20 protein-coding genes are annotated in these 17382 nt (G+C 67.4%); 12 read left to right on the top strand and 8 right to left on the bottom strand.

Translation table 11 applies throughout. From position 1 onward, the window contains the following. Window positions 1-9: 9 nt before the first annotated feature. Complete coding sequence (locus ASF00_RS16780; RefSeq protein WP_055881982.1) at window positions 10-1548, bottom strand: ABC transporter permease/substrate-binding protein; 1539 nt, start codon at window positions 1546-1548, stop codon at window positions 10-12. Window positions 1549-1561: 13 nt separating this feature from the next. Further along, window positions 1562-2320: an ATP-binding cassette domain-containing protein gene (locus ASF00_RS16775; protein ID WP_055881980.1), complete on the bottom strand. Its 759-nt coding sequence runs from the start codon at window positions 2318-2320 to the stop codon at window positions 1562-1564. Window positions 2321-2374: 54 nt separating this feature from the next. Between ASF00_RS16775 and ASF00_RS16770 the strand changes: the two genes are divergently transcribed. Beyond that, window positions 2375-3169: an SDR family oxidoreductase gene (locus tag ASF00_RS16770; protein ID WP_055881977.1), complete on the top strand. Its 795-nt coding sequence runs from the start codon at window positions 2375-2377 to the stop codon at window positions 3167-3169. Between the two features lie 146 nt (window positions 3170-3315). Here ASF00_RS16770 and ASF00_RS16765 read toward each other — a convergent pair whose 3' ends face one another. Further along, window positions 3316-3612: a 4a-hydroxytetrahydrobiopterin dehydratase gene (locus ASF00_RS16765; RefSeq protein WP_055881974.1), complete on the bottom strand. Its 297-nt coding sequence runs from the start codon at window positions 3610-3612 to the stop codon at window positions 3316-3318. Window positions 3613-3660: 48 nt separating this feature from the next. Here ASF00_RS16765 and ASF00_RS16760 point away from each other — a divergent pair, with 48 nt between their 5' ends. The 3 genes from ASF00_RS16760 to ASF00_RS16750 are packed head-to-tail and all read left to right on the top strand — an operon-like array spanning window position 3661 to window position 5290. Further along, window positions 3661-4083 carry a metallopeptidase family protein gene (locus ASF00_RS16760; protein ID WP_443024419.1) on the top strand — a complete coding sequence of 141 codons (423 nt, stop codon included), beginning with the start codon at window positions 3661-3663 and terminating at the stop codon, window positions 4081-4083. Next, window positions 4080-4652, top strand: coding sequence for a heme ABC exporter ATP-binding protein CcmA (gene ccmA / locus ASF00_RS16755; protein ID WP_055881967.1), 573 nt, complete (start codon window positions 4080-4082; stop codon window positions 4650-4652). Before ASF00_RS16760 ends, ccmA begins: the two co-directional genes overlap by 4 nt. Beyond that, a complete protein-coding gene (locus ASF00_RS16750) occupies window positions 4649-5290 on the top strand; it encodes a heme exporter protein CcmB (protein ID WP_055881965.1) in 642 nt (213 codons plus the stop codon). Before ccmA ends, ASF00_RS16750 begins: the two co-directional genes overlap by 4 nt. Before the next feature lie 115 nt (window positions 5291-5405). On the opposite strand, the gene ASF00_RS19200 is transcribed toward ASF00_RS16750, so the two are convergent. Further along, window positions 5406-5531, bottom strand: coding sequence for a hypothetical protein (locus ASF00_RS19200; RefSeq protein ID WP_259466878.1), 126 nt, complete (start codon window positions 5529-5531; stop codon window positions 5406-5408). Between the two features lie 140 nt (window positions 5532-5671). Between ASF00_RS19200 and ASF00_RS16745 the strand changes: the two genes are divergently transcribed. After that, entirely contained in the window at window positions 5672-6190 is a 519-nt protein-coding gene (locus ASF00_RS16745) for a hypothetical protein (RefSeq protein ID WP_235525922.1), read from the top strand. Between the two features lie 4 nt (window positions 6191-6194). Further along, window positions 6195-6812: a YbhB/YbcL family Raf kinase inhibitor-like protein gene (locus ASF00_RS16740; RefSeq protein WP_055881961.1), complete on the top strand. Its 618-nt coding sequence runs from the start codon at window positions 6195-6197 to the stop codon at window positions 6810-6812. A 7-nt stretch (window positions 6813-6819) separates the two neighbouring features. On the opposite strand, the gene ASF00_RS18655 is transcribed toward ASF00_RS16740, so the two are convergent. The 3 genes from ASF00_RS18655 to ASF00_RS16730 all read right to left on the bottom strand — a co-directional run bounded on the left by ASF00_RS18655 (window position 6820) and on the right by ASF00_RS16730 (window position 8998). Beyond that, complete coding sequence (locus ASF00_RS18655; RefSeq protein WP_156348411.1) at window positions 6820-6963, bottom strand: hypothetical protein; 144 nt, start codon at window positions 6961-6963, stop codon at window positions 6820-6822. Between the two features lie 282 nt (window positions 6964-7245). Further along, window positions 7246-8316, bottom strand: a complete 1071-nt coding sequence (locus ASF00_RS16735; protein WP_055881959.1) for a GGDEF domain-containing protein — start codon at window positions 8314-8316, stop codon at window positions 7246-7248. 145 nt (window positions 8317-8461) lie between these two features. After that, complete coding sequence (locus tag ASF00_RS16730; RefSeq protein ID WP_055881957.1) at window positions 8462-8998, bottom strand: peroxiredoxin; 537 nt, start codon at window positions 8996-8998, stop codon at window positions 8462-8464. A 102-nt stretch (window positions 8999-9100) separates the two neighbouring features. On the opposite strand from ASF00_RS16730, the gene ASF00_RS16725 reads away from it, so the two are divergent. After that, a complete protein-coding gene (locus tag ASF00_RS16725; RefSeq protein ID WP_055881954.1) occupies window positions 9101-9952 on the top strand; it encodes an inositol monophosphatase family protein in 852 nt (283 codons plus the stop codon). 256 nt (window positions 9953-10208) lie between these two features. On the opposite strand, the gene ASF00_RS16720 is transcribed toward ASF00_RS16725, so the two are convergent. Next, window positions 10209-12344, bottom strand: a complete 2136-nt coding sequence (locus ASF00_RS16720; protein WP_156348410.1) for an AsmA family protein — start codon at window positions 12342-12344, stop codon at window positions 10209-10211. A gap of 200 nt (window positions 12345-12544) precedes the next feature. Here ASF00_RS16720 and rpmI point away from each other — a divergent pair, with 200 nt between their 5' ends. The 5 genes from rpmI to pheT all read left to right on the top strand — a co-directional run bounded on the left by rpmI (window position 12545) and on the right by pheT (window position 17249). Beyond that, window positions 12545-12748, top strand: a complete 204-nt coding sequence (rpmI, locus tag ASF00_RS16715; protein ID WP_031395289.1) for a 50S ribosomal protein L35 — start codon at window positions 12545-12547, stop codon at window positions 12746-12748. Between the two features lie 19 nt (window positions 12749-12767). Beyond that, window positions 12768-13133 (top strand): 50S ribosomal protein L20, encoded by a 366-nt coding sequence (rplT, locus tag ASF00_RS16710; protein WP_031395288.1) that lies wholly within the window; start codon window positions 12768-12770, stop codon window positions 13131-13133. A 246-nt stretch (window positions 13134-13379) separates the two neighbouring features. Beyond that, complete coding sequence (locus tag ASF00_RS16705) at window positions 13380-13721, top strand: GIY-YIG nuclease family protein (protein ID WP_055881950.1); 342 nt, start codon at window positions 13380-13382, stop codon at window positions 13719-13721. A gap of 22 nt (window positions 13722-13743) precedes the next feature. Then, window positions 13744-14838, top strand: a complete 1095-nt coding sequence (gene pheS, locus ASF00_RS16700; protein WP_200910411.1) for a phenylalanine--tRNA ligase subunit alpha — start codon at window positions 13744-13746, stop codon at window positions 14836-14838. After that, entirely contained in the window at window positions 14835-17249 is a 2415-nt protein-coding gene (pheT, locus tag ASF00_RS16695) for a phenylalanine--tRNA ligase subunit beta (RefSeq protein ID WP_055881945.1), read from the top strand. Before pheS ends, pheT begins: the two co-directional genes overlap by 4 nt. Window positions 17250-17382 lie beyond the last annotated feature (133 nt).

Genomic DNA, 17382 nt, shown 5'->3' with positions numbered 1-17382 from the left:
GGCGAAGGACTATAGCCCGACCTTCGCCGCCAGCCACCGCGCCGCCGCCTCGGGCGTCTGCTTGTCTGCATCCCGGTCTACGCGGTAGTTCGCCGCGCGCATCGCCTCGACCTGGATGCGGCCCACCAGCGGCTTCAGCGCGGCAGCGAACTTGGCATCCCCGGCGCGCTTCGGCGCGACCATCAGGATCGCATCGTAGCCGGGAATCGCCCGCCGCGGATCGCTCAGCACCGCCAGCCCGTCTGCAGCGATCCGCCCGTCCGACGAAAACGCCGAGATCACGTCGACATTCCCGCTTTCCAGCGCGCGGTACATGAAGGTGGGGCTGTACGGCGTGGTCTTGGCGAACCGCAGCGGATAGGCGCGCTTTACCGCTGCCCATTCGGGGCGCTCGAGAAACTCCAGATCGCTGCCCAGCGTCATCGCCGGCGCGGCCTTCACCAGATCGTCGAGGCTCGAAATGTTCTTCGCCTTGGCCACATCGCCCTTCATCGCGAACGCATAGGCATTCTCGAACCCGAGCGAGCCGATCAGCCCGACGCCGTGTTCGCGCTTCGCCCACGCACCGATCGCCGCGACCATCGCGGCGTGCTCGGGGACATCGTTGCGCTTCATTTCGTTCGCCCAGATCGTCCCGGCATAATCGACATACACGTCGATATCGCCGCCCGAGAGCGCACCGAACACCACCGCGGATCCGAGCCCGTCACGATATTCGACGGTGTAGCCTGCACGCTCCAGTCGATCGCCGATCAAACGGGCAAGGATGTATTGCTCGGAAAAGTTCTTCGCGCCGACCACCACGGTCCGGTCGCCGCCACTTTTCGGCCAGAGCGGCAGGGTCGCGACCGCCGTCCCTGCGACCAGCACGACTGCGCTCGCGAGCCACACCCACCGCCGCCGCGCGCGAAAACCATATTCGATCCCACCGATCAGCGCGTCGACCGCCAGCGCCAGCGCCGCTGCCGATACGCAGCCCGCAAGCACCAGCGCCCAGTTCTGGGTCTGCAACCCCGCGAAGATCATGTCGCCCAGGCTTGGCTGGCCGACCGTCGTCGACAGCGTCGCCGCGCCGATCGTCCACACCGCCGCCGTGCGGATGCCCGCGATTAGCACCGGTGCCACCAAGGGTGCTTCGACCAGTCGCAGTTTTTGCGCAGGCGTCATGCCGACCGCATCCGCCGCCTGGATCACGGCGGGGTCGATCCCGTGCAGCCCTGCCACTGCATTGCGGATGATCGGCAGCAGCGCATACAGCGTCAGCGCGATCAGCGACGGCAGGAAGCCGAGCGCGGGGATCCCGCCGCCGACCAGTGCCGACAGGCTCAGCAGCACAGGATAGAACAGGGCGAGAAGTGCCAGGCTCGGGATCGTCTGGACCAGGCTCGCAAACCCGAGCGATACGCGCGCGACGGTGGCGTTGCGCGCCGACCATATCCCCAGCGGCAGGCTGATCGCGATCCCCAGCATCAGCGCCGACGCCGACAGCAGCACATGCGCGGCGAGCAACGGCGGCACGCGGCCCAGCGCGTCGAGAAACGCGGTCACGAAACGCTTCCGATCATCGCAGCGCCTGCAATCGTTCGGCCTGCGCGCGTGGTACCTGGACGAGCGCCTGCGCGTCGTCGCCGCCCTTGCCCGACGCCAGTTCGGCAGGCGTCGCATCGGCGACGATCCGGCCGGCCTTCATGACCAGCACGCGGTCGGCGAGCAGCAGCGCCTCCGCCATGTCGTGCGTCACCAGGATGGTCGTCAGCCCGAGCCGGTCGTGCAGTTCGCGGATCCGCGTCCCCAAGGCATCGCGCGTCACCGGATCGAGCGCGCCGAACGCCTCGTCTAGCAACAGCAGCTTGGCGCCCGGTGCAAGCGCCCGTGCGATACCGATGCGTTGGCGTTGTCCGCCCGAGAGCGCCTCCGGCATCCGTGCGGCGATAGCGCGCGGCAGGTCGACGAGATCGAGCAGTTCGCCGACCTTCGCGTCATCCTTGCGCCCGGCGATCCGCAACCCGATCGCGATATTCTCGGCGATCGTCATGTGCGGGAACAGGCCGATATTCTGGAAGACATAGCCGATCCGTCGGCGCAGGTCGGGGGCCGGCTCGGCGGCGACATCGGCGCCATCGATCGTCACGCGGCCTTCGCTCGGCTCGACCAGTCGGTTGATCGTCTTGAGCAGGGTCGACTTGCCCGATCCCGACGTGCCGACCAGCGCGACGAAGCTCCCGCCCGCGACCTCCAGCGAGACCGCATCGACCGCGATCGTCGACCCGTAGGTCTTGGTGACGCGTTCGAAAGCGAGCGCGGGGGAATTGTCTGGCATCTGCCTGCAGGATGCGGGAAACATACCGGAAAATCAAATCAAGAGAGAGGCGTCATGACCGAGCAGAGCATTTTCATCACCGGCGGGGGATCGGGAATCGGTCGAGCCACTGCGATCCTGTTCGCGCGTAAGGGCTGGCGCGTCGGCTTGGCGGACGTCAATGCCGCAAGCCTCGCCGAAACCGTCGCGCTGCTCCCGGCGGGCATGGCGACCAGCTACCAGATGGACGTGCGCGACCGTGAGGCCTGGGTGACGTGCCTCGATGCGTTCGTCGCGACCACCGGCGGACGCCTCGACGTATTGTTCAACAATGCCGGGATCGGCTCGGGCGGTCCGCTGGCGGAAACCGATTTCGCCGAGATCGACCGCGTGATCGCGATCAACCTGATCGGCGCGATCAACGGTGCGCGGATCGGCTATGCCTATCTCAAGCGCACCCCCGGATCATGTTTGCTCAACACCGCATCCGCCTCGGCGATCTATGGCTCGTCGGGGCTCGCACCGTATTCGGCGACCAAGTTCGGCGTTCGCGCGATCACCGAGGCGCTCGATGGCGAATGGGCGGCGGACGGCATCAAGGTGCGCGCGATCGTGCCGAGCTTCATCGACACGCCGCTGCTCGATTCGGTCGCGGGCGACACCAATCACTCGATCCGCGAGACGGTGACGGGCGCGGGGCTCGAACTGACCGGCGTCGAAAAGGTCGCGGAGGCCGCGTGGGCCGCGGTCCATGGCGATAGAATCCACACCTATGTCGGCAAGACCGCGCACCGCATGGCGTTCGCGGCCCGTTGGATGCCGGGCGCACTCCGCAAGCGGATGCGCCGGGATCTTCGCGAGGAACGGTGACCGCACCGCAGGCCAGCACCGCGCCGATACTGGTCGGGGCGCAGGGGGGACGCCGCTAACGAAGCCGAGAGCTTCGTGTCATCGACCTTTCCACCTCGACCCCCAACTCCACCGGAGAGGGGGCGATCGTCGGTGCCGTCTCACCCTCAGGCGTCGCCGACGATCGCATCGATCGCTTCCGCCATTTCGATATCGCGCGGGCTCAAGCCGCCCGCGTCATGCGTCGTGAGCAATATCTCGACCCGATTCCACACGTTCTTCCACTCCGGATGGTGGTTCGCGCGTTCGGCGATCAGCGCGACCTGCGTCATGAAGCCGAACGCCTCGACGAAATCGGCGAACACGATCGTCCGCGTGATCGCATCGCGCGCATCATCGTAATCCCACTCGTCGAGCCCATCGAGCGCTTCGGCCCGCTCGGTATCGTTCAACGCTTCGATCATTCGCGTGTCCCTTGCCGCTATCCTCAGGCAACGACTATGGCTGGTCGGATGAGCGGGCAAGCTGCAATCCAGAGTGGGGGGTATGGGGAAGCACCCGATGCCGACGTGATCGAGGCGATCGCGCGTGCGACGATCGCCAGACTGCCGGCGCAGTTCGCGGTCCATCTCGGCGACATCGTGTTCGCGGTCGAGGAATTCGCCGACGACGAAACGCTGGCGGCGCTTGGCCTCGACCACCCGCTCGACCTGTCCGGCCTCTACCACGGCCGCCCGCTCAGCGAGAAATCGTCGATGGAGTCAGGCGCGATGCCCGACCGGATCGTGCTGTACCGTCGCGCGATCCTGGAAGAGTGGGTCGAGACCGGCGTCCGTCTCGACGATCTCGTCGCGCATGTGACGATCCACGAGATCGGCCATCATTTCGGTCTCAGCGACGACGACATGCACGCGCTGGAAGATTCGGCCCCGTGACGCTCGCGTTTCGCGACGTCGCGTGCGTGCGGGGCGGAAGGTTGCTCTTTTCAGGCGTCTCGTTCGATCTCGGTCCGGGGGATGCGGCGATCGTCACCGGGCCCAACGGGATCGGCAAGTCGAGCCTGATCCGTATCGCCGCCGGCCTGCTCGCACCGTTCGACGGTGCCGTTACCTGTGAGGTGGACAGGGCGCTGCTCACCGAAGCGAGCGCGCTCGACACCGACCGATCGCTCGTCGCCGCGTTGCGCTTCTGGGCTGGACTTGACCGCGCACCCGATCCGGACACGCGCGTTGCCCGCGCGGTCGAGGCGCTCGATCTCGAGGCGCTGGCGGGCATTCCCGTCCGCCTGCTTTCCACCGGCCAGCGCCGTCGTGCGTCGATCGCGCGGGTCGCGGCGAGCGCTGCCTCGGTGTGGCTGCTCGACGAACCTGCCAACGGACTCGACCTGGCGTCCGTCGCGCGGCTCGAAGCGCTGATCGCCACCCACCGGGCAGCCGGCGGCATGGCGCTGGTCGCCACGCATCTGCCGCTGGCTTTACCCGGCGCGCGGGAGATCGCGCTGTGATCGCGGTGATCCGCCGCGATCTCCGGCGCAGCGTGGCGAGCGGCGGTGCGACGCTGGTGGTCGCGTTCTTCCTGTTGGTGGCGACGCTGTTCCCGTTCGCGATAGGCCCCGATGCCGCGCTGCTGACCAAGATCGGCGGCGGCGTGATCTGGACCGCGGCGTTGCTCGCGGCGCTGCTTCCGGTCGAGCGGCTGGTCGGTCCCGATCTGGAGACCGGCGTGTTCGATCAGTTCTCGGTGCGCGGCCTGTCGATGGCGGCGGTCGCGGTGGCCAAGACGATCGCGCTTTGGCTGAGCTTCGGTCCGCCGCTGATGCTCGCTGCGGTCCTTGCCGCGGGGTTGCTCAATCTTTCGGCGGACATGCTGCTGCGCGTCGAGATCGGCTTGCTGATCGGCACGCCGGGTCTCGCTGCGTTGGCGGTCGTCACCAGCGCGCTCGTCGCGGGCGTGCGCGGCGGCGGTGCGGTCACCGGGCTGGTGATGCTCCCGCTCGCGGTGCCGCTGTTGATCTTTGGCGCAGGCTCGCTCGATCCGGCGGGCGGCGCGGGCGCGATAAAACTGCTCGCCGCGGTCAGTCTCGTGCTGGTCGCGGGCGCGCCGTTCATCGCCGCCGCCGCGATCCGTGCGGCGTTGGAGTAAGCGCGATCCGCGGGGCGTTGGAGTAAGCGCGATCCGCGCTCGCGGACTCCTCCGCGACCACCCGGCTGTGGGAAGGGTGAGGGGGGCGCGGTTCGCGCCGCCCTCCGGTCCGCGTTCAGTTGAGCGTCGTCATCTCCACGGCCTTGCCCTTGCTGGTCGGGTTCGACGCATTCGCCTTGGGCGCCTTTTCGGCCTTGGGCTTGCGGACTTCCTTGTTCGATTTCTTCTGGCTCTTGGCCATGACGTCACCTCGCGAGGCGGAAGGCCCCGGATCGATCCTATACCCATGTCGTCCGCGATGCCCGTCTTATCGGCGCCGCTCGACACGACGCAACTCTGGCGAGGGGCGATACGTTGATCCGTCAATAAAAGAGGTGGCGCATGAAGACGATGATCACGATCGCGATGGCGGCGATGCTCGCACTTCCCCTGCTGAGCGGTTGCGGCAAGAGCGACGATCCGACCGACACGCTTGCCGCGGGCAATTTCACGCCGCCGCAGACCCGCGCGCCGACGCCGATCCCGGGACAGGCGCAGAGCACGCCGATCACGGCCTATATCGGGAAATACCCGCATGACGCGGTTAACGGCGTCGATTTCTTCGACCGCACCGACGTCGCCTCGGGTCTGGTCGCCGCGGTCGGCGATGCCAAGCTCCGCGAGACGATCCGCGGTCGCTCGGGCCCGGAGACGCCGATCTTCACGCTCGGCGACCGCGTCGCGGCCTGGGGATGCGAACAGCATGATTGCGGCGATCACAACTGGACGGTGATCGTCGATGCCAAGCACGCCAAGACCGAGGTCTGCTATCACGACGCCGCCAAAATGGGCGCACGAAGCGACTGGTACGACGGTGCCGCCCCCGTCCGCCGCGCCGAAACCTGTCCTTCGGAAAGCTGAGCCGATGCTCGAACACATTCCCGCTTGGCTCGGCCACGCGATGAGCGGCCTGCGCGCCGGTGCCGATACCCTGGCGATCGCCCAGCTCGAGGGCGATTTCGCCACGCTCGATCTGACCAGCCCGGCGTTCGCGCACGAGGCCCGCCTGCCGCCGCGATTCACTGCGGATGGCGAGGGCGTCTCGCCGCCGCTCGTCTGGAGCGCGCCGCCCGCCGGCACCGCGCGCATGGTGCTGATCGTCGAGGATGCCGATGCGCCCACACCGCAACCGCTGGTCCACGCGATCGTCTGGGGGCTCGAGGCGGACTCGGGGCATCTGGCCGAGGGCGCGATCGTCGCCGATGGCGCGGGTGATACGGGCGGTCGCGACGTCGGCCGCAATTCCTATCTACGCGAGGGCTGGCTTCCACCCGATCCGCCCAGCGGGCACGGCGAGCACCGCTATGCGTTCCAGCTTTTCGCGGTTGGTGCAGGGGCAGGGGACGTCGGCGTCACGCCGGGACGCTCTGCTGTTGTCGCGGCGATGAACGGCCATGTGCTGGCGGCGGGGCTGCTGATCGGGCTTTATTCGAGGGACGAGGAGGCGCCGGTCGGCCCGGTCGGAGTCGGCGCGGCGGTCTGACCCGGGTTCAGGCGAGCGTCGTGCCGGCGTGGGTGACGATCAACAGGACAGTGGTGGAAAAGGCGGCAAGCCCGACGAGGATGCTGCGACGCATGATGGCGCTCCGTGGCACGAGGTTGAGGCGGCGGGGGAACCGACCGCGCGGGATCATGCGATCGGGATGATCGGCGTGGCGGCGCTGACGGCGATCGCGGCGAAGAACAGTGCGCCGACGCACGAGAGGGCGATACGCTGAGCGGTTTCAAAGCGGAACGACATGGTGATTTCCTTCGATTGGCGGGGTGTCGGACCATCCGGCCCCCGATATCGAATGCTTTGCATGGCGCGTGCCAGTTTCTTAACCGGCTGAGATCATGGAGAAAACCTGGTCCGGCGCCAGGCAAGTTGGGACATGGTGCCACATCGGCACCGTAGATCGCGCCAATCTTCGGGATTACCCCGCGCAGACCTGGTCCCGCCCCTGGTCTTTCGCGGCGTAGAGCAGTCGGTCGGCGCGCACGAACGCGGTTTCGGGCGCCTCGTCGGCATGGATTGCGGTGATCCCGGCGGAGAAGGTTATCGCCCCCAGCGGGGTATCGGTGTCGCGATTGCGGAACCGCTTGGCGGCGACCGCCCCCCGCACCGAATCGAGCAAGATCGCGGCATCGGCCAGATCGACGCCGCTGAGCAGCACCGCAAACTCCTCGCCGCCGTGACGAACCACGAGATGCGGCGCGCATTCGGCCGCGATCGTCTGCCCGATCGCGGTCAGCACGCGGTCGCCGACACCGTGGCCGTGAATGTCGTTGATGTGCTTGAACCGATCGATGTCGCACACCGCGACGCAGTGCGGACCCGCGCGCGTATCGCGCGCCGCAAGCGCCTCTTCGAACGCCCGGCGGTTGGGCAATCCGGTTAGCACGTCGCGTCGCGCGCTTTCCTGCGCTTCGGCAAGCTTGGCCCGCAACCCGTCGGCCTCGGCGGTCGCCTCGGCCAGCCGGACTTCGCTGTCGTGGATCCGGCTGATCATCGTGCTGGTGATCTGCGCGATCTCGTCGATCTCGGCCATCTGCGTGATCGCATCGGCGCTCCGGGCGAGATCGCGACCAAAGCCGCGCGTCTCGTCCTGCATCGTCCGCACGATCCGCGCGAAGCCGTCCACCTGCTGCTGCGTCTCCACCACCAGCGCGATCGCCGTATCGACCTCTTCGCGGCGGACCGGATCGGCGCGTGCCGCGCGCGGTGGCGAGGGCTGGATCAGCGGGGCGCCATCGACGACACGTCCGCCCAGGCGCTCGATGTCGCGCCGGGTCAGGCGGACGCCATTCTCGGTCAGTCGCGCGACCGCCTTGGCAAGGGGCATGTCGGGCGCGGAGAGTATCGCGAACGCGAACTCATAATGGGGCGGTGCGGGGCTCAGCCCCTGCGCGGTCAGGAAGTGTCCTATCCTATCGAACAGCGTGCCATGCTCGTCGGACACGGAATCCGAGCGCCGAGGGCTCGCCGACGACACCGTCTTCGCCATGCCGGCCTGCGATAGGCCCGCGTCCCTTCTGGCTGGTCCCGTGTCCTGCATGATAAATCCCCGCGTCTCGCCGAACAGATAGACCCGAAAGCGTTATCATACTGTCACCGGACCGGCAGATATCTGCCGGTCCGGTGGGAAACGATTACTTCCCCGTCAGCTTCTGCACCGCCGCCAGCGTCGTTGCGACATGCGCGGTGGGGTTCATCTCGTCGTGCACGAACGCGATCCGGCCGGTCTTGGCGATGACGTAGCTGGTGCGCTTGGTCACGTCGCGACCCGCAATCTGCTGGCCGAGCGCGACGTCGTAGCCCTTGACGACGTTGGGGCCTGCGCTGGCGACCGCGAACTTGCCCGCGCACTTCTCCGCCGAGAACTTGCTGAGCGTCTCGACATTGTCCGCCGACATGCCGATCACCGTCGCGCCCGCCTTGGTGAAGGCGGGAATCGCCTCGGCAAACGCGTGTGCTTCGGCGTTGCAGCCGCCGGTATAGGCCGCGGGGAAGAAGTAGAGCACGACCGGGCCCTTCTTCAGCTGCTCGGCGAGATGCACCGTGAACACCTTGCCGGCGATCGCGCCACGCGTGGTGAAGTCCGGCGCCTTGGCGCCGGGGGCGAGCGCCGCGAACGCCGGCGTTGCGGCGAGAAGAGCGGCGGTGGCGAGGGTCGAGACGAGGCGCATGGACGATACTCCGGTTGGATTGCAACGGCCTACGCCGCCGCGGACGATCCGTCCATTGCTCGCGCCATTGCTCCTGATGCCGGTCGCCGATAGGCAGGGACAATGCCAGTGACCCAAGCCGATATCGATCTCGCGCACCGCCTCGCGGATGCCGCGGGCCACGTCATCCGACCCTATTTCCGCCACGAGCACGGCGTCGAGATCAAGGACGACCAGTCCCCCGTCACGCGCGCCGACCGCGAGGCCGAAGCCGCGATGCGCCGGCTGCTCGATGCCGAACGCTCGGGCGACGGCATCATCGGCGAGGAATATGGCGAGAAGGCTGGCGTCACTAACCGCAAATGGGTGCTCGACCCGATCGACGGCACGCGCAGCTTCACCGTCGGCCGCGCGATCTTCGGGACGTTGATCGCGCTTGTCGAGGACGGCTGGCCGGTGCTCGGGATCATCGACCAGCCGATCCAGCGCGAACGCTGGGTCGGCGTGGCGGGGCGGCCAACGACGCTCAACGGCGTGCCCGTGCGGACGCGGATGTGCCGCGAACTGAAGGGCGCGACGATCGCCACGACGAGTCCGCATCTGTTCGACGAGGTCGACGTGGCGCCGTACCTCGCGCTGGTCGCGGCGATCTCGGGCGGCAATCCGCGGCAGGGGCCGGTCTATGGCGGCGACTGCTATAATTACGGGCTGCTCGCGAGCGGGCATCTCGATGTCGTGTGCGAGTCGGGGCTCAAGATCTACGATTTCGCCGCTTTGGTCCCGGTGGTCGAAGGCGCGGGCGGGATGATGTGCGACTGGAACGGCGACCCGCTGACCGCCGACAGCGAAGGCCATGTGCTCGCGATCGGCGACCCGGCGCGGCTCGACGACGTGCTCGAGGCGATGCACCGGATCCAGGCCGATCCGCACGATCATGGCAGCCACGACGACGGTCCACACGACCACGGCCACTAAAGTCGTATCGGCGACCGACGGTCATCGCCGTCCATCCCCAGCCCCCCTTCCGTCATCCCGGCGAAAGCTGGGACCCATGGACACGGAACGTCCGCCAACTGCGCTGGCCGTAACCATGGGCCCCGGCGTTCGCCGGGGTGACGGGAGAGGTGTGGTGGGCGAGAATGGACTCGCAGCTTGGCCCCACCGCCAATCGATGCGCACCTAAACGTCTGCCCCTACGAACGCGACCGCCGCCAAAGGCGCGCCCCCCCCCTCAGAAAATCCCGAGAAACTTCTTCGTCTGCCCCTTCTTCTCGGCATCGGATGCCTTGCCGTCTTCACCTTTCGCCGTCGTTCCCCGGCCGACGTCGTCGCGCGCCTCGCCCTTGGTCGTCCGCTGCGCCTTCGCCGTCGCGCCCGCCAGTACCGGCCCGCACGCGGTCGACTTCGCATCGCCGACATCGACGAATGCCAGGATCCCCGCCACTGGTGTCGCGACCAGCGCGAGCCCGAGCCCGCTTCCGACGCGCGCCAGCAGGTCCTTCGAGATCACGTTCAGCTTCGGCGCCGCGAACATGCCGCCGACGCCGACCGGCGATTGGCCCGCAAACAGGCTGAACTTCTTCGAATCCGCACGGAAGGCCAGGTCGACTGCCTCGTTGCGGAAGCTGAACCCGCCGCGGCCGACGATCACGTTCTTGCGCGTGTCGATCAGGATCGGATCCGCCGCCGCCACGCCGCCGCGCACGGTAAAGCCGATCAGCCCGCAATTCACCTGCACCGGCTCTTTGAGCTTCCCCTGGAACATCCGCTGCGCAAACGTGCCGATGTCGAGCTCGGCGAGCTGGATGTTGCGCACCGACAGCGCACCCGACGGCATCACGAAGGCGATCCGGCCGCGCGACGATGCGAGCGAATCATGGACCGAATCGCCGCGGCCCTTCAACTCGATCCGGCCCTTGATCGTCCCCGTCGTTCCCGCCTCGGCGAGCCCATATCCCTTCAACAGCCGCCCAAGCGGCGTCGGTGCGAGCCGGATGTCGTAGGACACCGCGCTCGGCCGTGCGCGCGTGTCGAATACCACGTCGGACGCCACATTGCCGCGCGCCATCGCAAAGGTCAGCGGCGACAGCGCAAGCCGCCCGCGCTCGAGGTCGAGCGTCAGGTCGACGTTGGAGATCGGGATGTTCTTCGATTTGACGACGCCGATCGTCCATTTCAGATCGGCATCGAACAGCCGCATCGTCTCGATCGGCAGCGCCGCGTTGGGCAGCAGACGTTGCGGTGCCGCCCCCGTCGCCGCCGCTGCGGCGACCGCGCCCTTCGATTCGACGATGTCGGGATTGTAGCCGATGAACGGCGCGGCATCGACGATGTCGAGGCTCTTTGTCGCCAGCACCGAATCGAGATGGATGCGATCGCCGTTCACGATCGTCAGCTTGCCCGCTAGATCGGTGCGGCCCGCGACGCCCTTGATATGCGTGAAGCGATATTCCTCGCCATGCTTCACCATCTGGCCGCGCAGCCGGTAGGTGCGCGTGTTCGGGATCGCGACATCGATCACACCCAGCAGCGTCGACAGGTTGGCGCCGCGTGCGGTGACGGCGAGCGGAACGTTCTCGATATCGGCAATGCTGGGCAGCGTGCCCGCGACGTCGATCACGTTGCCCGCCGCGCGCATCCGCGCGACCAGCTTGTTCTGCCCCCGATTGGCGGTCGCGTCGGGCGACAGCAGCTGCGCGGTCACCGTGAACGGCGTCTCGCGCAGGCGGCCGGTGCCCTTGAGGCCGACGGCGCGTCCGATCGTCGCATCGACCGAGCGGATGTCGGCGACGTCGAGATTGGCGAGCACGCGCATCCGCGGATCGAGATAGCGCACGCTCGTGCCCGTCACCGTCGCCACGTCGATCCGCGGGAATTCGAGCGGCTTGCCGCCCTTCTTCTCGCTGAACGTCCACGTATTGGCGGTATGCGCCGCGTTCCACTCCAGATCGACCGCGCCGTTGACCAGATCGAGCCAGTAGAGCCGACGCTTGCCGAAGATCAGCGACAAGGGTGCGATCCGCGTGTCAAGCTTGTCCGCCTGAAACAGGTTGGGTCGGCTCGCCCAATCGGGGTTGGAGAGCGTGAAGCGCTCGGCGTAAAACTTGATTCGGAACGGTGCGAAATAGAGCTGGAAGTCGCCGCCGACCGTCACCGTGCGGTGCGTCATCGACCCGACGATCCGCTCGAACGGATGCTTCAGGAAGCGCCCCTTTGTGATGTAGAGCACCAGCCAGATCGCCGCGATCACCGCGACGATCCCGATCAGAATGTTCCGCAGGATCCGCCGCTTGCGACGCGCTGGCGGGTCCGCGGGTCCTGGGGCCGGGGAGGGGGCGTCGATCGGCTGCGTCGGGCTGGCGTCCATGATAAGCCTATCGCATGGCGGGCGTAGCGGTTCCACTATGGTCGGATGCCGCATTATTGCGGGAATGCGACTTGAGATTTCGGACCGATGCGGGTATCGGCGCCGCTTCCTCGAAGGGATACGCATTCGACGAATCGCCCGGCCAGTGTGGGCTGCCGCGGCGATTTCAGCGTTTCCCTTCGTCAACCGAAAGGATGAAAATGCCCAAGCTGAAGACCAAGAGCGGCGTCAAAAAGCGCTTCAAGCTCACCGCCACCGGCCTGCTCAAGCACGGCGTCGCCGGCAAGCGTCACCGTCTGGCGCATCACAACGGCAAGTACATCCGTCAGAACCGCGGCACCAAGCTGCTGTCCAAGGCCGATACCGCAGCAGTGAAGGCCTGGGCGCCTTACGGCCTGCGTTGAGCTGAGAAGGAATTAGACAATGGCACGCGTAAAACGGGGTGTTACCACCCGCGCCAAGCACAAGCGTATTTTGGTTCAGGCGAAGGGCTATTATGGCCGTCGCAAGAACACCATCCGCATCGCCCGTCAGGCCGTCGAAAAGGCCGGACAGTACGCATATCGCGACCGCAAGGTTAAGAAGCGCACGTTCCGCGGCCTCTGGATCCAGCGCATCAACGCCGGCGTCCGCGCCGAGGGTCTGACCTATTCGCAGTTCATGCACGGCGTGAAGCTTGCGGGTATCGAGCTCGACCGCAAGGTCCTGGCCGACATCGCCATGCACGAGGGCGCAGCCTTCAGCGCGATCGTCGCCCAGGCGAAGGCCGCACTCCCCCAGGCCGCGTAACTCGCGATCTGCAGGTTGAGGTTCGAAAGGGCGCCGGTGGGAAACCACCGGCGCCCTTTTCGTGTCTGGGGTTCGCCGACCCGCCATCCCCCCCTCCGTCATCCCGGCGAACGCCGGGACCCACGGTTACGGCGGACCCAGCGATAACGTGCTATCATCACCCGGCCCGCAGCCATGGGTCCCGGCGTCCGCCGGGATGACGGATTTAGAAGATCCGGGGGGAGGGCGATCAAGGGGGAGCAAGAAATGCGCGAAACCTTTCAGCCCTGCGTCTACATCCTCGCCTCCCGCCGCTACGGCACGCTCTACATCGGTGTCACCTCAAACTTGCTCGCGCGGCTGGTTCAGCACCGCGAGGGGTTGATCCCCGGCTTCACTCGCCGGTACGGCATCAGACGTCTCGCCTATTACGAGATGTTCGACAGTATGGAGGCCGCGATCGTTCGCGAGAAGCGGCTGAAGGAATGGCGAAGAGCGTGGAAGATCGAACTGATCGAAGCGCACAACGAAAATTGGGACGATCTGGGTATCGGTCTGGGGCTGCCCCGCCTACCCGATCTGCCGACCGAACCCGCCCTGGGAGTATGACGTGACGCAAGACCTGAACCAGATGCGCGAACACATGTTGACGGCGATCGCCGCGGCATCCGGCCTCGACGCGCTGGAGGCGTGCCGGGTCGAGGCGCTCGGCAAGCAGGGCACGATCACCGCGCTGCTGAAAACGCTCGGCAAGATGACCCCCGACGAGCGCCTCGTGCAGGGCCCGCTCATCCAGGGGCTCCGTGAGGCCGTGGCGAACGGCATCGCCGAGCGCAAGGCGACGCTCGAACGCGCCGCGCTCGACGCACGCCTCGCCAGCGAAACGCTGGACATGACGCTCCCCGCCGACGCGCCCACGCCCGGCACGATCCATCCCGTCAGCCAGGTCATGGACGAACTCGCCGAGATCTTCGCCGACCTCGGCTTCGCGGTCGCGACCGGGCCCGAGATCGAGACCGACTGGCACAATTTCTCCGCGCTCAACATCCCCGAGACGCATCCGGCGCGCGCGATGCACGACACCTTCTATCTCCAGCAGGGGATCGACGCGAAGGCCGCGGGCACCGCCGATGAGAAGACGACCTTCTCGCTGCTCCGCACGCACACCTCGCCCGTCCAGATCCGCACGATGCTGAGCCAAAAGCCGCCGATCCGCATCATCGCGCCGGGCCGCACCTACCGCTCGGACTCGGACGCCACGCACACGCCGATGTTCCACCAGGTCGAGGGCCTCGTGATCGACAAGGGCATCACGCTCGGCCACCTGAAGTGGACGCTCGAAACCTTCGTGAAAGCGTTCTTCGAGCGCGACGACATCGTGCTGCGGATGCGCCCGAGCTATTTCCCGTTCACCGAACCCTCGGTCGAGATCGACGTCGGCTACACGCTGGTGAAGGGCAAGCGCGTCGTCGGCGGCGCGGAGCCCGATGGCTGGCTCGAAATTCTGGGCAGCGGCATGGTCCATCGGAAAGTGATCGAGGCGTGCGGGCTCGATCCCGACGAGTGGCAGGGCTTCGCGTTCGGCTGCGGGATCGACCGGCTCGCGATGCTCAAATACGGCATGGACGACCTCCGCCCGTTCTTCGACGGCGATATCCGCTGGCTGAAACATTATGGTTTCTCGAGCCTCGACGTCCCCACTCTGTCGGCAGGAGTCGGCGCATGAAGTTCACGCTCAGCTGGCTCAAGCAGCACCTCGACACCACCGCCACGCTCGACCAGATCGTCGACGCGCTGACCCGCATCGGCCTCGAAGTCGAAGGCGTGGAGAATCCCGGCGAGAAGCTCGCCGCGTTCCGCATCGCCAAGGTGCTCAGCGCCGAACGCCATCCGCAAGCCGACAAACTGCAGATCCTGTCGGTCGACGCCGGTGACGGCCCGCTCCAGGTCGTCTGCGGCGCGCCCAACGCGCGCGCCGGGCTGGTCGGCGTGTTCGGTGCGCCGGGCGCGTACGTCCCCGGTCTCGACGTCACGCTGAAGCTCGCGAGCATCCGCGGCGTTGAATCGAACGGCATGATGTGCTCGACGCGCGAACTCGAGCTCGGCGAGGACCATGACGGCATCATCGAACTGCCCGAGGACGCGCCGATCGGCACGCCGTACCCCGACTATGCCGGGCTCACCGATCCCGTCATCGACGTCGCGATCACGCCCAACCGCCAGGACTGCATGGGCGTGCGCGGCATTGCGCGAGACCTCGCCGCTGCCGGCATGGGCACGCTCACGCCACTGATCTTCGATCCGATCGTCACCGACGGCGCTGGCCCGTCGGTCCGCACCGAGGACACCGCCGGCTGCCCCGCCTTCTTCGCGCAGACCGTCGCCGGCGTGACCAACGGCGACTCGCCCGACTGGATGCGCCGCAGCCTGCTCGCGATCGGCCAGAAGCCGATTTCCGCGCTGGTCGACATCACCAACTATCTGATGATCGACCTCGGCCGCCCGCTGCACGTCTATGACCGCGCCAAGCTGTCGGGCGGCCTCGTCGCGCGGAGAGCGAAGGACGGCGAACAGGTCGTCGCGCTCAACGGCAAGACCTACACCCTCGACGAAACCATGACCGTCATCGCCGATGACACCGCCGTCCACGATATCGGCGGCATCATGGGCGGCGAGCATTCGGGCGTCTCCGCGGACACCACCGACGTGCTGATCGAATGCGCTTATTTCGATCCCGACCATATCGCGCGCACCGGCCAGAAGCTCACGCTCACCTCCGACGCGCGCAGCCGCTTCGAACGTGGCGTCGATCCGGCGTTCCTCGACGACGGCCTCGCGATCGCCACCGCGCTCGTGCTCCACATCTGCGGCGGCACCGCGAGCGCCGTCACGCGCTCGGGCGAAGCACCGGTAGAGCCCCGCGTGATCCACTACGACCCCCGCCTCAGCGCAGACCTGGGCGGCCTCCACGTCGCCCCCGAACGCCAGGCGCGCACGCTCCTGTCGCTCGGCTTCACGATCGGCGCGATCAAGTCCGCTGATGCGTTCAGCGACGCGCTGTTCTCGACGATCGAGGGCAAATGGCCGGTGACGGTCCCCACGTGGCGCCGCGACGTCGACGGCCCCGCCGACCTCGTCGAGGAAGTCGTCCGGATCGAAGGCATCGACAATATCCCCTCGACCCCGCTGCCGCGCCTACCCGGCGTCGCCAAGCCCACCGCCACGCCCGAACAGAAGCTCGAACGCCGGGCACGCCGCGCCGCCGCAGCCCGCGGGCTCGACGAAGCAGTGACGTGGAGCTTCCTCTCGGAGGCCGAAGCCGCACCGTTCGGCGGCGGCGCGTGGACGCTCGCCAACCCGATCAGCGAAGACCTGAAGGTCATGCGCCCCTCGCTGCTCCCCGGCCTGCTCGCCGCCACGGCACGCAACCTCAAGCGCGGCCAGCAAAGCGTCCGCCTGTTCGAGATCGGCCGCCGCTACCTCGCCGAGGCCGAACGCGCGACGCTCGGCGTGGTGCTGGCCGGCGACCGCCGCCCGCGCGGCTGGCGCGACGGCAAGGCCGCGAGCTTCGACGCCTATGATGCGAAGGCCGAGGCGATCGCCCTCCTCGCCGCCTCGGGCGCACCTGCCGACAATCTGCAAGTGATGGGGGAGGCGGGTGATGCTTGGCATCCCGGTCAGTCTGGCACGTTGCGCCTCGGGCCGAAGACCGTGCTGGCAAGCTTCGGCATGCTCCACCCGCTGGTCCTGAAAGCGTTCGACCTCGACGGCGCGGTCGCGGCCGTCGAAGTCTATCTCGACGCGATCCCACCCAAGCGCGCCTCAGGTTTCGCCCGCCCCGCCTACACGCCGCCCGCGCTCCAGGCGGTCCGCCGCGACTTCGCGTTCCTCGTGCCGGCGGCGCTCGCCACGGACACGCTGGTCCGCGCGGTCAAGGGCGCCGACAAGGCTGCGATCGTCTCGGCGCGCGTGTTCGACGTGTTCACCGGGGAGGGCGTCGAGGACGGCCACAAGTCGGTCGCGGTCGAGATCGTCCTGCAACCCACCGCCAAGAGCTTCACCGACGAGGAGATCAAGGCGGTGGCCGACAAGGTCGTCGCCGCGGCGACGAAACAAGGCGCGAGCCTACGCGCGTAACGCTCCCCAACACCCTTCGTCATCCCCGCGAAGGCGGGGATCCATACTGGCTGACCAAGCGCTTCTATCGGGAGCGCTGCCACTCTGGATCCCCGCCTCCGCGGGGATGACGCGCGGCGTAGCGTACAAAATG

The sequence above is a fragment of the Sphingomonas sp. Leaf34 genome, from assembly GCF_001421805.1.
Classification (GTDB): domain Bacteria; phylum Pseudomonadota; class Alphaproteobacteria; order Sphingomonadales; family Sphingomonadaceae; genus Sphingomonas.
Note: the sequence above shows the minus strand (reverse complement) of the source record. Positions and strands in the feature narration are given on the sequence as shown.

Coding starts and splice junctions, on each gene's coding strand:
- ASF00_RS16770 (WP_055881977.1), top strand. CDS start 2,375: ATGACCGAGCAGAGCATTTTCATCACCGGCGGGGGATCGGGAATCGGT.
- ASF00_RS16730 (WP_055881957.1), bottom strand. CDS start 8,998: ATGCGCCTCGTCTCGACCCTCGCCACCGCCGCTCTTCTCGCCGCAACG.
- rplT (WP_031395288.1), top strand. CDS start 12,768: ATGGCACGCGTAAAACGGGGTGTTACCACCCGCGCCAAGCACAAGCGT.
- pheT (WP_055881945.1), top strand. CDS start 14,835: ATGAAGTTCACGCTCAGCTGGCTCAAGCAGCACCTCGACACCACCGCC.
- ASF00_RS16725 (WP_055881954.1), top strand. CDS start 9,101: ATGCCAGTGACCCAAGCCGATATCGATCTCGCGCACCGCCTCGCGGAT.
- pheS (WP_200910411.1), top strand. CDS start 13,744: ATGCGCGAACACATGTTGACGGCGATCGCCGCGGCATCCGGCCTCGAC.
- ASF00_RS19200 (WP_259466878.1), bottom strand. CDS start 5,531: ATGGCCAAGAGCCAGAAGAAATCGAACAAGGAAGTCCGCAAGCCCAAG.
- ASF00_RS16740 (WP_055881961.1), top strand. CDS start 6,195: ATGCTCGAACACATTCCCGCTTGGCTCGGCCACGCGATGAGCGGCCTG.
- ASF00_RS16760 (WP_443024419.1), top strand. CDS start 3,661: ATGAGCGGGCAAGCTGCAATCCAGAGTGGGGGGTATGGGGAAGCACCC.
- ASF00_RS16735 (WP_055881959.1), bottom strand. CDS start 8,316: ATGGCGAAGACGGTGTCGTCGGCGAGCCCTCGGCGCTCGGATTCCGTG.
- ASF00_RS16775 (WP_055881980.1), bottom strand. CDS start 2,320: ATGCCAGACAATTCCCCCGCGCTCGCTTTCGAACGCGTCACCAAGACC.
- ASF00_RS16745 (WP_235525922.1), top strand. CDS start 5,672: ATGAAGACGATGATCACGATCGCGATGGCGGCGATGCTCGCACTTCCC.
- ASF00_RS16705 (WP_055881950.1), top strand. CDS start 13,380: ATGCGCGAAACCTTTCAGCCCTGCGTCTACATCCTCGCCTCCCGCCGC.
- ASF00_RS16765 (WP_055881974.1), bottom strand. CDS start 3,612: ATGATCGAAGCGTTGAACGATACCGAGCGGGCCGAAGCGCTCGATGGG.
- ASF00_RS18655 (WP_156348411.1), bottom strand. CDS start 6,963: ATGATCCCGCGCGGTCGGTTCCCCCGCCGCCTCAACCTCGTGCCACGG.
- ASF00_RS16720 (WP_156348410.1), bottom strand. CDS start 12,344: ATGGACGCCAGCCCGACGCAGCCGATCGACGCCCCCTCCCCGGCCCCA.
- rpmI (WP_031395289.1), top strand. CDS start 12,545: ATGCCCAAGCTGAAGACCAAGAGCGGCGTCAAAAAGCGCTTCAAGCTC.